The 13,067-nt window shown below is 63.3% G+C and carries 11 protein-coding genes; 10 read left to right on the top strand and 1 reads right to left on the bottom strand.

Annotated elements, in window-relative coordinates; translation table 11 throughout:
* Positions 1-31 precede the first annotated feature (31 nt).
* Entirely contained in the window at positions 32-1,075 is a 1,044-nt protein-coding gene (locus tag NKH59_RS02135) for a substrate-binding domain-containing protein (RefSeq protein ID WP_353020752.1), read from the bottom strand.
* A 226-nt stretch (positions 1,076-1,301) separates the two neighbouring features.
* Here NKH59_RS02135 and NKH59_RS02130 point away from each other — a divergent pair, with 226 nt between their 5' ends.
* The 10 genes from NKH59_RS02130 to NKH59_RS02085 all read left to right on the top strand — a co-directional run bounded on the left by NKH59_RS02130 (position 1,302) and on the right by NKH59_RS02085 (position 13,038).
* On the top strand, positions 1,302-2,276 hold the full coding sequence (locus NKH59_RS02130; RefSeq protein WP_023676028.1) for a sugar-binding transcriptional regulator: 975 nt from the start codon (positions 1,302-1,304) through the stop codon (positions 2,274-2,276).
* Positions 2,277-2,320: 44 nt separating this feature from the next.
* Positions 2,321-3,766 carry an ABC transporter substrate-binding protein gene (locus NKH59_RS02125; protein ID WP_352455241.1) on the top strand — a complete coding sequence of 482 codons (1,446 nt, stop codon included), beginning with the start codon at positions 2,321-2,323 and terminating at the stop codon, positions 3,764-3,766.
* A gap of 152 nt (positions 3,767-3,918) precedes the next feature.
* Positions 3,919-4,842 carry a carbohydrate ABC transporter permease gene (locus tag NKH59_RS02120; protein WP_352452414.1) on the top strand — a complete coding sequence of 308 codons (924 nt, stop codon included), beginning with the start codon at positions 3,919-3,921 and terminating at the stop codon, positions 4,840-4,842.
* A gap of 9 nt (positions 4,843-4,851) precedes the next feature.
* On the top strand, positions 4,852-5,709 hold the full coding sequence (locus tag NKH59_RS02115; protein WP_023676025.1) for a carbohydrate ABC transporter permease: 858 nt from the start codon (positions 4,852-4,854) through the stop codon (positions 5,707-5,709).
* Positions 5,710-5,713: 4 nt separating this feature from the next.
* The gene (locus NKH59_RS02110) at positions 5,714-6,832 is read left to right on the top strand and encodes an ABC transporter ATP-binding protein (RefSeq protein ID WP_352502996.1); all 1,119 of its coding nucleotides are present in this window, start codon (positions 5,714-5,716) and stop codon (positions 6,830-6,832) included.
* Complete coding sequence (locus NKH59_RS02105) at positions 6,829-7,953, top strand: ABC transporter ATP-binding protein (RefSeq protein WP_352502997.1); 1,125 nt, start codon at positions 6,829-6,831, stop codon at positions 7,951-7,953. Before NKH59_RS02110 ends, NKH59_RS02105 begins: the two co-directional genes overlap by 4 nt.
* Positions 7,953-9,515, top strand: a complete 1,563-nt coding sequence (locus tag NKH59_RS02100) for an FGGY-family carbohydrate kinase (RefSeq protein ID WP_352472265.1) — start codon at positions 7,953-7,955, stop codon at positions 9,513-9,515. Before NKH59_RS02105 ends, NKH59_RS02100 begins: the two co-directional genes overlap by 1 nt.
* Positions 9,516-9,522: 7 nt before the next feature.
* A complete protein-coding gene (locus NKH59_RS02095; protein WP_352502998.1) occupies positions 9,523-10,563 on the top strand; it encodes a 2-hydroxyacid dehydrogenase in 1,041 nt (346 codons plus the stop codon).
* 19 nt (positions 10,564-10,582) lie between these two features.
* Positions 10,583-12,100, top strand: a complete 1,518-nt coding sequence (locus tag NKH59_RS02090) for a glycerol-3-phosphate dehydrogenase (protein ID WP_352542233.1) — start codon at positions 10,583-10,585, stop codon at positions 12,098-12,100.
* Positions 12,100-13,038 carry a sugar phosphate isomerase/epimerase family protein gene (locus NKH59_RS02085; RefSeq protein ID WP_352503000.1) on the top strand — a complete coding sequence of 313 codons (939 nt, stop codon included), beginning with the start codon at positions 12,100-12,102 and terminating at the stop codon, positions 13,036-13,038. Before NKH59_RS02090 ends, NKH59_RS02085 begins: the two co-directional genes overlap by 1 nt.
* The last annotated feature ends 29 nt before the right edge of the window (positions 13,039-13,067 follow it).

The following is a 13,067-nucleotide window of genomic DNA, read 5'->3' as shown; positions in this document are numbered from 1 at the left end:
TCTTCCTCCCTGGTTGTGCGCCGCTAAGGCGTCAGTTCCGTCCTGTGGGTGCCGGGCCATGGCTTGCCCGCAAGACAAGTGTCGGCCGGACCAGCCGCGTCAGTGGCGCGTCCGGCCTGTCGCCGATGACGGTCAGCAGCATCTCGCCGATCTCGCGCGCGCACTGGCGGATCGAGGCGTCGAAAGTGGTCAGCCCCGGCGGCGCATAGGCGGAGGCGGCTATGTTGTCGAAGCCGATCACCGAAAGGTCGCGAGGAATGGCAAGTCCGGCGCGCCCCGCCTCTTCCATCACAGTCAGCGCCAGCTCGTCGAACAGTGCGACAATCGCCGTCGGCCGCTCGGTGGCGTGCAGAAGCCGGTTGATTGCCTGGATGCGGGCACCGCGATCGAAACGCGGCGCCGTCGCCACATCGAGACTGACGGACGGATCGCCCCGGCGGGCGATCGCGGCGGCGAGCCCGTCCTGCCTGAGATGGCGAAATGTCATCGGCTCGGAAATCGTCACCAGGCCGAAATGGCGGTGTCCGAGATCGTAGAGCATGTCGAAGGCCTCGCCGAATGCGTGCGCGCCATCGGTATCGAGCCAATGGTAGGCAAAGTCGCCGTCGAGCAGCCGGCCATGCGCGACGAACGGGAAATTGCGCTGGCGCAGATAGGCAAGCCGCTCGTCGATCTCGGCGATGCGGGTGACGACGACCCCGTCGGCGCGGCCCGATTCGACGACATGGCGAAGCACGGAAAGTTCCGACTGGCCTTGCGCTGCTGCGGCCAGGATCAGGTCGGAGCCGTGCGAAACCAGCCCTTCGCCGAGCCCTGTGACGAATTCACCGAGGAAGGAGTCAACCAGATTGGGGCCGCGGATCGGAAGCACCATGCCGACAAAGCCGCTGCGGCCGGAGACCAGCGTGCGGGCTGCGGTGTTCGGCACATAGCCGGCCTGATGCGCAGCCTCGGCGACACGTTGGCGCGTTTTCAAGGCGATCTGCACGTGGCCGGCAAGGGCGCGCGAAACGGTGGTAATCGACAGGCCGAGCTGCGCAGCAAGTTCCTTGAGGGTGGTAACGCGGGCCGGCATCGTTTCTCCCGAACGAAGTTTGAAACGTTTGTAATGCGTCCAATCCAAATTGCAAACGTTTTAAATGCGCATGGTCGGTGTTGTTTCTTGCCCGTTGGTTAGCGCGGCCCAATTCGGCCCCGGCCGGCAAGCTCCTGGCCGGAGATTTAAACGCAGCGGTTGCTTGACTCGGGCGACGCCTTGTGAAAAATTTTGCAGCAACTGATAAAAATATCAAAGGGCGGAAATGGTTGGTTTTGGCAACGGCCTGCTGCGCGACGATGAGACCGGGATGGCCGCCCGTGCCGCCTGGCTTCACTATGCCGGCGGCCTGACCCAGTCGGAGGTCGCCAAGCGGCTCGGCCTGACCAGTCTCAAGGCGCATCGCCTGATCACCAAGGCCAATCAGGAAGGCCTGGTCAAAGTCTACATCGACGGCGAAGTCTCAGAATGCGTGGAGCTTGAGGATGAGTTGTCCGGCCGGTACGGCCTCGACTACTGCGAGGTGGTTCCGGACTTCGATGCCGAAGACCTGCCGCTCAAGGCGCTCGGCATTGCCGGCGCGCAGTTTCTCAAGCGCGAGATCGAACGCGGCGAAGAGGCGCTGATCGGCGTCGGCCACGGCCGCACGCTTGCCGCCTGCGTGGAATATCTGCCGCGCATATCGGCCGGCAGGATCCGTTTCGTCTCGCTGCTTGGCGGCCTGACGCGCAAGTTCTCGGCCAACCCCCATGACGTCATCCACCGCGTCGCCGAACGCACCGGTGCGGAGGCCTATGTGATGCCCGTACCGATGTTCGCCAACACGGTCGAGGATCGAACAGTATTGCTCGGGCAGAAAGGCGTCAGCGATGTCTTCGACCTCGCCAAGTCCGCCGACTTGCTCATCGCCGGCATCGGCACCGCCGAACGTGAGGCCTCGCTTGTCGCCACCGGTATGATCGAGAAGGGCGAGATGGAGGAGATCCGCCGCAACGGCGGTGTCGGCGAACTGCTCGGCCATTTCTTCGACGATGCCGGAAAGGCCGTTGCGACGACGCTTTCCGACCGGGCGCTGGCACTGGCGCGCGAAGACATCAGCAACCGCAGGATTGTCGCCGTCGCCGGCGGCAAGGTGAAGGTTCGCGCCATCAAGTCAGTGCTGGAGGGCCGTTATCTCAAAGGCTTGATAACCGACGAGCGGACGGCGCGATCGCTCGTGGAACAGACGCCGGTCGGGTAGCCGGCAACCATTTCGTTGAAACTACCCTGTGGAGGAGAAGAGAAATGCATGAGAAAGAGAAAGACCTCATCGACGCATTCCTGCGTGGACAAGTCGACCGCCGTGGGCTGATCAAGGGCCTCGGTGCAATGGGCCTTGCCGCCAGCACCGCCGGCACACTGCTCAATTTCGGGCAGACCCGCGCCCTGGCGGCTGATTTCGACTGGCAGGCGCATAAGGGCAAAACCATCAAGCTGTTGCTCAACAAGCATCCTTACGCCGATGCGATGATCGCCAACCTCGACAATTTCAAGAAGCTGACCGGCATGGAAGTCGTCTATGACGTGTTCCCCGAAGACGTCTATTTCGACAAGGTTACCGCCGCGCTGTCGGCCAGCTCGCCCGAATACGATGCCTTCATGACCGGCGCCTACATGACCTGGACCTACGGTCCGGCCGGCTGGATCACCGACCTCAACGAATGGATCAAGGATCCGGCCAAGACCAACCCGAAATATGCCTGGGACGACTTCCTGCCCGGCGTCAAGAACTCCTGCGCCTGGAACGGCCAGCCGGGCGGCGCCCTCGGTTCGGCGGACGCCAAGCAATGGTGCATTCCGTGGGGCTTCGAGCAGAACAACATCACCTACAACAAGGGCATGTTCGACAAGGTCGGCGTCAGCGTTCCCGGCAATATGGATGAGATGGTCGCTACGGCGGCGAAGCTCACCAAGGACGTCGGCGGTGGCGTCTACGGCATCGGCGTGCGCGGCTCGCGCTCTTGGGCGACGATCCACCCGGGATTCCTGTCGGCTTACGCCAATTTCGACCAGAAGGACCTGAACGTCTCGGCTGACGGCAAGCTGTCGGCCGCGATGAGCACCGCCGAATCCAAGGCTTTCCACAAGCAGTGGGTCCAGATGATCCAGGAGAGCGGCCCGAAGGACTGGTCGACCTACACCTGGTACCAGGTCGGCACCGATCTCGGTGCAGGTGCTTCGGCGATGATTTACGACGCCGACATCCTTGGCTACTTCATGAATGGCGGCGACAACAAGATGGCCGGCAAGCTCGCCTTTTCGGCATTCAAGGCCAATCCTGCCGCCAAGGCGCCGACGCCCAATATCTGGATCTGGTCGCTGTCGATGTCCAACTTCTCCAAGGACAAGGACGCCACCTGGTACTTCATGCAATGGGCATCCGGACCCGAGCATGCATTGTTCGGTGCGACCAAGATGGACTTCGTCAATCCGGTTCGTCAGTCGGTCTGGAACGACGAGATGTTCCGCGAGAAGCTGAACAAGAGCTATCCGGGTTATGTCGAGATGTTCGACGTCTCGGCGCCGGGCGCCAGCATCAAGTTCACCCCGCAGCCGCTGTTCTTTGATCTCACCACCGAATGGGCGGCGACGCTGCAGAAGATGGTGGCCAAGGAAGTGCCGGTCGACGAGGGCCTCGACAAGCTGGCCGAGAGCATCAACAGCCAGCTCAAGGAAGCCGGGCTTGGCTAAGCCGCGGCCAAGGCTGGCCCGTCCGCGGGCCAGCCTTTGAGATGTGATACGTTTGCGACGCGGTCCCGAAAGGTGCCGCCTGCTCGCCCGACCGGCCGCCTTGCTCCCTTGGGCGGCCGGGACGGCGAAGCAACAGGATGACGGAGCAGCCGATGACTGCGGCGACAATACAAAGAAACAGGCCGTCGGGCTTCAGGATCAGCAAGCGGGTGCTGCCCTATCTCCTCAGCCTGCCGGCTCTGCTGGTCTGCATCGGCATCCTGATCCCGTTCCTGACGTCGGTGGTCTATTCGTTCCAGCGCTACCGGTTGAGCCAACCCTGGGCGCGGCAGTTCAACTGGGGCGACAACTATATCTCCTTCTTCACCGACCCGAAGTTCTGGAACACGCTGGAGATCTCGCTGCTCTACGCCGGCATCACCGTTGTGCTTGAACTGCTTCTCGGTCTCGGCATCGCCATGCTGCTGCAAAAGCGCTCGACGCTGAACAACTTCATCTCGATCATGCTGCTGATGCCGCTGATGACGGCGCCGGCGCTCGCCGCGCTGATGTGGAAGCTGATGACCAATCCCGGTTTCGGCGTGCTCAGCTATCTCGCCAGCCTGATCGGGTTGCAGGATTTCCGCTGGGCCTCGTCTCCGTCGACGGCGCTGCTCACCGTCGTGCTCGTCGACATTTGGGTCTACACGCCCTTCATCATGATCCTGCTGCTTGCAGGTCTGCGCAGCCTGCCGACGCAGCCCTTCGAGGCGGCAGCACTCGACGGCGTGCCACGCAGCTTCGTCTTCTTCCGCATCACACTGCCGATGCTGACCCCCTACATCCTGACGGCGACCCTGTTCCGCCTGCTTGATTCCATCCAGCAGTTCGACATCATTTACGCCATGACGCAGGGCGGTCCGGGCGACACACTGACCGTGTTCCAGGTCGAGGCGTATCTCAATTTCTTCCAGTCGACCAATGTCGGCCGCTCGGCGGCACTGATGATCATCCTGTGGGCGATCACCTATTTCCTCTCGAACATTTTCATCAAGAACTGGCTGCGGCTGCGCGAACGCGCCCGCGGCCAGGCATAGGAGGCTGGCGTGGAACACACCTCGCTTCTCGAACGCATCCTGCGCGGCATTGCCCTGGCGCTGGTCGTGATCTTCTTCATGTTCCCGATCGTCTGGATTCTGATGATGTCGTTCCAGACCAACGAGACAATCCTGCGGATTCCGCCGCAGCTTGTCTTCGAGCCGACGCTCGCCAACTACACTGCCTTGATCACCGGCAAGCTGATGACGGCGGCCGGCACGCTCGACATCGCCTTCATGCGCAACCTCTGGAATTCCGTCTTCCTGTCGGTCACCTCGGTTGCCGTCGCGTTGCTGCTCGGCGTTCCGGCGGCCTACGCCTTTGCGCGGCACAAATTCCGCGGCTCGGAGGACATTGCCTTTACGCTGCTGTCGTTCCGGTTTGCGCCGGCGCTGCTGGTGCTCCTGCCGCTCACCCTCTATTTCCAGAAGCTCGGGCTGGCCAACACCTATATCGGGCTGATCTGGGTCTATCAGTTGATCTGCCTGCCGTTGATCCTGTGGATCGTGCGCGGCTATTTCGAGGACATTCCCGCCGACATCGAATACGCCTACCGCATTGCCGGACATTCCTGGTTTGCCACCTTCCGCAAGATCGCGCTGCCGCTCGCCGGCCCAGGCATTGCCGCTGCCGGTCTGCTCGCGTTCATCTTTGCCTGGAACAATTTCGTTTTTGCGCTGGTGCTCGCCTCGGCCGACAAGCAGCCGGTGACGGTCGGCGCGCTCGCCTTCATCACCTCCTCGGGCATCCAGTATGGCCAGATCTCGGCGGCGATCGTGCTGTCGATCACGCCAACGCTGGCGCTCGCGCTCTATGCGCAACGCTATCTCGTCGAAGGCCTGTCGCTTGGCGCGGTGAAAGGATAGTCCGATGGCAAGCCTCGAACTGCGAAACATCGTCAAGCGCTATAAAAGCCAGACTGTTCTCGACAATCTGTCGCTGACCGTCGCCGACGGCGAAACGCTGGTCCTGTTCGGGCCGTCCGGCGCCGGCAAGACCGTGCTGCTGCGGCTGGTGGCCGGCGTGATCGACCCCGACGAGGGAAAGATACTCATCGGCGGCGAGGACATGACCGATCTCGACGCCGAGTTCCGCGGCGTCGGCATGGCATTTCAGAACTTCGCGCTGTTCCCGCATATGACGGCGTTCGATAACATTGCGACGCCGCTGCAGGCGAAGCACTCATCGCAAGGCACGATAAAGACCGGCGTCGAGAGCGTCGCCAAGCTGTTGAAAATCGGCCATGTGCTCAGCCACAAGCCGCGGGCGCTGTCCAATGGCCAGAAGCAACGCACCGCGCTTGCCCGCGCCCTGGTCGGCTCGCCGCCGCTGCTGCTGCTCGATGATCCCTTGCGCAACGTCGATGCCAAATTGCGCTTCGAAATGCGGCTGGAACTGCCAAGACTGCTGGCGGATCGTGGCGCGACCGTTATCTACGTCACCCAGGACTACAAGGAAGCGATGGCGCTCGGCGACCGCATCGCGGTGATGTCGCAGGGCGTCGTCAAACAGCTCGGCACGCCCGAGCAGATCTATCGCGAGCCGGCCAATGTCGAGATTGCCCGGCTGTTCGGCGACCCGACCATCAACCTTCTGGACGTCAAGCCGGCGCGGGACGCCAAGGGCATCTATGTCGGCCTGTCCAACGTCCAGGTCCATCTTGCCGGCGCTCATGAGGCGGCGGTCGGCCGCGACTGCGTGATCGGTTTGCGGCCGGAGGCGCTGGCGTTTGTCGATGAACGCACGCTCGGCGCCATCCCGGTGACGGTCGAGGCTGAGACGCCGCTCAACGAGAAGATCGTCACGCTGGTGCGCACCGTGCGCGGCCGTGAAATTCTGGTTTCGCGTCCTTCCGGGACACCGGGCCAATCCGAGGGCAAGGTCTACATTGCCGTCGACAGTAAAAGCGCCCTTTTGTTCGATCGCACAAGCGGCGAGCGCATCGGCTCGAAAAACGTCGTCAATTTGCGTAGCGGAGAAGCGGCATGAGCCCGACCGCAATCACCATTTCGGGCGTCGACAAGTTCTACGGTCCGATCGACCGTGGCGTACACGCCGTCAAGAACCTGACGATGGAAATCGTCAAGGGCGAGATCGTGGCGCTGCTCGGCTCGTCCGGCTGCGGCAAGACCTCGACATTGCGCATGATCGCAGGCTTCGAAGAGGTCTCGCGGGGTAGCATCTCGGTTGCCGGCCGCAAGGTGCACACGTTGCCGCCGGTCAGGCGCAACGTCGCAATGGCCTTCGAGGGCTATTCGCTCTACCCGCCGCTGACCGTGCGCGAGAACATGGCCTTCGCCCTCAAGGCCGCCAGGCTGGCGAAGAGTGCGGTCGATGCAAAGGTTGCCAACATCGCCAAGCTGCTCGAGATCGAGGACATTCTCGAGCGCTATCCGAGCTCGATCTCCGGCGGCCAGCAGCAGCGCGCCAGCCTCGGCCGGGCGCTGATCCGCGAGGCCGACCTGCATCTGCTGGACGAGCCGATGGGCCAGCTCGAGCCGCAGCTTCGCGCCGTGCTGCGCGGCCGCATCAAGCATTTCATCAAGGAGCGTGGCCTGACCGCGATCCTTGTCACCCACGACCAGACCGAGGCCAATGCTCTGGCCGATCGCATCGCTGTCATGGAGGGCGGCGTGCTGCAGCAGTTCGATACGCCTGACAGGCTCAAGGAGCGGCCGGCAAACCTGTTCACCGGCACCTTCGTTGGCGAGCCGCCGATGAATGTCTTCGAGGCCTATGTCGGCACAGCTGCCGGCAAGATCAGTCTCAAGCTGCCCGACGGGCTTTCGCTCGAATACGACAAGGATGCGTTCAGCGGCCCGGTTCGCGACGAATTGCTCAACCGGCAGCGCGTCGTCATCGGCGTCAGGCCCTATGCGGTCCGCCGCTCGAAAGATGGTGTGCCGGCGACGGTTTCGGCCAATCAATGGCTCGGCGACCAGACCCATATCGCCGCCGATTTCGCCGGCGGTTCGCTGGTCCTGGTCGAACATGACCGAACCCGCTTGGAGCTTGGCGCGCCGATCAAGATCAGCATCGATCCGAAAAACCTTCACGTCTTCGATCAGGCGAGCGGCAATGCCATTTCGCACGGCACGGAGCTGGCTTGATGCAGGATGTGCTGATCGGCATCGACGCCGGCACGTCTGTCATAAAATCCGTCGCCTTTGACACGGCGGGCAGGCAGATCGCGTCCGCCGCGCTGCCCAATAAATACGAGACACTGCCGGGCGGCGGCGCCGAGCAGGACCTGACACGCACCTGGGCCGATACCGCGACGACCTTGTGCGAGCTTGCCGACAAGGTGCCGGATCTCGCCAGCCGGACCATTGCCATCGCCGTGACCGGGCAGGGCGACGGTACCTGGCTGATCGACAAGGATGGCGAGCCGGTTGCCAAGGGCTGGCTGTGGCTCGACGCGCGCGCTGCCGCGGTCGTCGAGGAGATCCGCGCGCGGCCGGAGGACCGGCTGCGCTTCGAAAAGACCGGCAGCGGGCTCGCTGCCTGCCAGCAGGGATCGCAGTTCGTGTTCATGAAGCGCCACATGCCCGCGATGCTTGCCAATGCAGCGACCGCGTTCCACTGCAAGGACTGGCTCTATTTCAAGCTGACCGGCCACCGCGCCACCGACCCGTCCGAGGGCACCTTCACCTTCGGCGACTTCCGCACGCGCGGCTATTGCGATGATGTGCTCGAGGTACTCGGCGTCACCGATCTCCGGCATCTGTTGCCGCCCATCGTCGATGGCACCAGGCAAAGCACCTCGCTGTCGGCGGCAGCAGCCGATGCGACCGGCCTGCTCGCCGGCACACCGGTCGTTCTGGCCTATGTCGATGTCGCCTGCACGGCGCTCGGCGCCGGCCTGTTCGATCGCGAACGCAAGCCGGGATGCTCGATCATCGGCTCCACCGGAATGCATATGCGGCTTGCCGAAACGCCGGACCAGGTTCTGCTCAACGAGGCTGCAACCGGCTACACGATGACGATGCCGGCACCCGGCGTCTTTGCGCAGATGCAGTCGAACATGGCGGCAACGCTCAATATCGACTGGGTCCTTGGCCTCGCCTCCGGCATTCTCGCCTCGCAAGGTATTACGCGGACCAATGGCGAGATGATCGCGCTGGTCGACCAGTGGATATCGTCGTCCGAGCCAGGCGCGCTGCTCTACCAGCCCTATGTCTCGGAGGCCGGCGAGCGCGGGCCGTTCGTCGATGCCAATGCCAGGGCCGGCTTCATCGGCATTTCGTCCAGGCACGGCTATGCCGACATAGTCCGCGCGGTGTTCGAGGGGCTGGCTTTCGCGGCGCGCGATTGCTACGCCGCCATGGGGCCCCTGCCCAAGGAAATCCGCCTGACCGGCGGAGCGGCCAGGAGCCCGGCTCTGCGCAAGATCCTGGGTGCTGCGGTCGGCGCCGACATTCGCACCAGCGAGCGCGAGGAGGCCGGTGCTGCGGGCGCCGCAATGATTGCTGCGGTCTGCGTCGGCCAATACGCATCGATGGACGATTGCGTCAGCGAATGGGTCACGCCTTTGCTCCGTACGGCCGAACCCAGCGATCGGAAACTTGCCGCTGCCTATGAGGCGATGGCTCCGTCCTACACATTGGCGCATGAGGCGCTGCGGCCGGTCTGGCGCTCGATGGCCGCGTCCAGGCAAACCGACGTGAATTGAGAAGAGCATGCCCAAGAAAATTGCGATCATCGGCGACCGCTTCATGCTTCCGGAAGTGTTTCGCGAGAAAATCGAGGCGGCCTGCGGCGACAATCTCGACATCCGCAGCATTGAGACCGCTTGGCCCGACGAGCCGATGCAATTCGGCAATGCCGCGCTTGGTCTGGACAAGGTCAAGGAGTATTTCGGCGATCCCGACGAGGTGGTGGATTTCATCGGCGACGCCGAAATCTTCGTCACCCAGCTTGCGCCGCTCTCCGAAAGCATGATGCAGCGCCTGCCCACGCTCAAGCTGGTTGCGGTCTCGCGCGGCGGACCGATCAACATCGACATGGCCGCCGCCAAGGCCCACGGCATCACCGTGGTCAATGTGCCCGGCCGCAACGCCAGCGCCGTGGCCGAGTTCACCATCGGCGCCATTCTCGCTGAAACGCGGCTGATCCGCGTCGGTCACGAAGCCTTGCGCAAGGGCGAATGGCGCGGCGATCTCTACCGCGCCGATCGCACCGGCCGCGAGCTCAACGAAATGACCGTCGGCGTCATCGGCTACGGCAATATCGGCACCAGGCTGGTTCGCCTGCTGCGCGCCTTCGGCTGCCGCATCTTGGTTTGCGATCCCTATGTGCAATTGAGCGCCGAGGACCGCAATGCCGGCGTCGAACTGGTTGCGCTGGACGATCTGCTGTCGCGCTCCGATGTGGTCACGCTGCATTCCCGGGTCACCGAGGAGACGCGCGGCCTGATCGGCAAGAACGCCATCGCCCGGATGAAACCCGGCGTAATCTTCGTCAATACCGCGCGCGGACCGCTGGTCGACTACGATGCGCTCTACGATGCGCTCGTCTCGGGGCAGATCGGCAGCGCTATGCTGGAGACGTTCGCCATCGAGCCGGTGCCTGCCGACTGGCCGCTGTTGCAACTGCCGAACGTGACGCTGACGCCGCATATCGCCGGCGCGTCGGTACGCACCGTGACCTACGCGGCCGAGCAGGCGGCCCAGGAAGTGCGCCGCTACATCGCCGGGCTGCCTCCGGTCAATCCATGCTGACGACAGGGCATAGAGCGAGATGAACGGTGAAACCGAAATCGTCGACCTCTTCGTCATCGGCGGCGGTGTCAATGGCGCCGGAATCGCGCGCGATGCGGCGGGCCGGGGTCTGTCGGTCATTCTTTGCGAAAAGGACGATCTTGCCGAGGGCACCAGTTCGCGATCGGGAAAGCTCGTTCATGGCGGTTTGCGCTATCTCGAATATTACGAGTTCCGCCTGGTGCGGGAGGCGCTGATCGAGCGCGAGGTGCTGCTCGAATCCGCGCCGCACATCATCTGGCCGATGCGCTTCGTGCTGCCACACAGCCCCGATGATCGGCCGGCCTGGCTGGTGCGGCTCGGCCTGTTCCTCTACGACCATCTTGGCGGCCGCAAGCGACTGCCGGCCACCCGCACGCTCGACCTGCGCACCGCGCCAGAAGGCGCGCCGATCAAGGACAGCTTCAAGCGCGGCTTCGAATATTCCGACTGCTGGGTCGACGACGCCCGCCTGGTCGTCATCAATGCGCTCGACGCCGCGGAGCGTGGGGCCAGGATATTCACCCGCACTGCCTGCACCGCTGCCCGCCGCGAAAACGGCCTGTGGTCGGTGGAGATGCGCGACGGTCGAACCGGCGTCAGGACCACAGTCCGGGCACGGGCGCTGATCAACGCCGCCGGACCCTGGGTCAACGACGTCATCAACCGCGTCGGCGGCCAGAATTCCAGGCGCAACGTGCGCCTGGTCAAGGGCAGCCACATCGTTGTGCCGAAATTCTGGGAAGGGCGGCAGGCCTATCTCGTTCAGAACAGCGACAAGCGGGTGATCTTCATCAATCCCTATCAGGACGATCTGGCGCTGATCGGCACCACTGACATTCCCTATGAAGGGCGGCCGGAGGACGTGACCGCCGATGCGAGCGAGATCGATTACCTGATCAAGGCAGTCAATCGCTACTTCAAGCGCCAGCTCGCACGAAGCGACGTCGTCTACTCGTTTTCCGGCGTCAGGCCGCTCTATGACGACAATGCCGACAATCCGAGCGCGGTGACCCGCGATTACATATTCGAACTCGACGCACCGGCTGGGCAGGCGCCGCTGCTTTCGGTCTTCGGCGGCAAGATCACCACCTTCCGCAAATTGGCCGAGCACGCGCTCGACCGTATCGCCCCGTTCTTTCCGAAAATGGGCAAGCCGTGGACCTCGAAAGGGCACCTGCCGGGCGGCGATATCGCCAATGCCGATTTCGAGCAGTTCCTCGGCGACCTCGGCCATGAATTTCCCTGGATGCCGGCATCGCTGGTCAAGCATTACGGCAGGCTCTTCGGCACAAGGACGCGCGATCTGGTCGGCGCGGCCACCTCGCTCGCCGAACTGGGCCGGCGCTTCGGCAAGGATTTTTTCGAGCGCGAAGCCAATTACCTGTTCGAGCATGAATGGGCCGAGACCGCCGCCGATATTCTCGAAAGGCGCACCAAGCACGGCCTGCATCTGTCCGCCGCGGAAAGAACCGCCTTCGAGGACTGGTGCTCGAGCCGGCTGGCAAAGGCCGGCTGATGGCCTTTACGCTTTCGCTCAACACCAATCCGCTGGTCAACCGCTTTGCGGAGCCGGACGACCTGATCGACGCGATCGCCTATCAGATCGGTATCAGGGACGTCCAACTCACCCATGAATTCGTCAATCCCGGCTGGCCGGCGGCGACGATCGCCAAATTCGTCCGCCTGTTCCGCTCCGCGCTCGACCGCACCGGTGTGCGCGTGACCTCCGCGATGACCGGCCCTTACGGCCGGCTCAATCATTTCGGCCATCCCGATGCCGACGTGCGGCGCTACTACGTCGACTGGTTCAAGACCTTTTCAGAAGTTTCGGCCGAGCTCGGCGCCGCAGGCATGGGCACGCAATTCGCGATCTTCACTCGCCGGGATTACGACAATCCTGAACGTCGCGCGCGGCTTTTCGACATCGCGCTGGAATGCTGGCGCGAGGTCGCCGAGCATGCCAAAGCAGCCGGCTTGACCTACCTGTTCTGGGAGCCGATGTCGGTCGGCCGCGAATTCGGCCATACGATCGAAAGCTGCCGGGCACTGCAGCGCGAGATCGAAGCGGCCGGCATGGCCGTCCCGTTCAAGATGATGGTCGACATCGACCATGGCGACGTGACCTCGAGCAATCCGGCGGACACCGACCCTTATGCCTGGGCCGAAGCCTTTCCCAGGCAATCGCCGATCATCCACGTCAAGCAGTCGTCGATGAACAAGGGTGGTCACTGGCCGTTCATTGCCGCTCACAACAAGGACGGCCGCATCACGCCGGAAAAGCTGCTGGAGACGGTTCGCCGTGGCGGCGGCGTCGACAACGAGATCTGCCTCGAATTGTCGTTCCGCGAGCGCGAGCCCGTCGACCACCAGGTCATCGCCATGATCCGCGAGTCGGTCGACTACTGGGCACCCTTTATCGAGACCGGCCGGGCCGATCTCTTGCCGCGAGCATGATCGGATGAGCAGGAGCTGAGGCAGCTCCT

This window comes from Mesorhizobium sp. M0998 (genome assembly GCF_040318885.1).
Lineage (GTDB): Bacteria > Pseudomonadota > Alphaproteobacteria > Rhizobiales > Rhizobiaceae > Mesorhizobium.
Note: the sequence above shows the minus strand (reverse complement) of the source record. Positions and strands in the feature narration are given on the sequence as shown.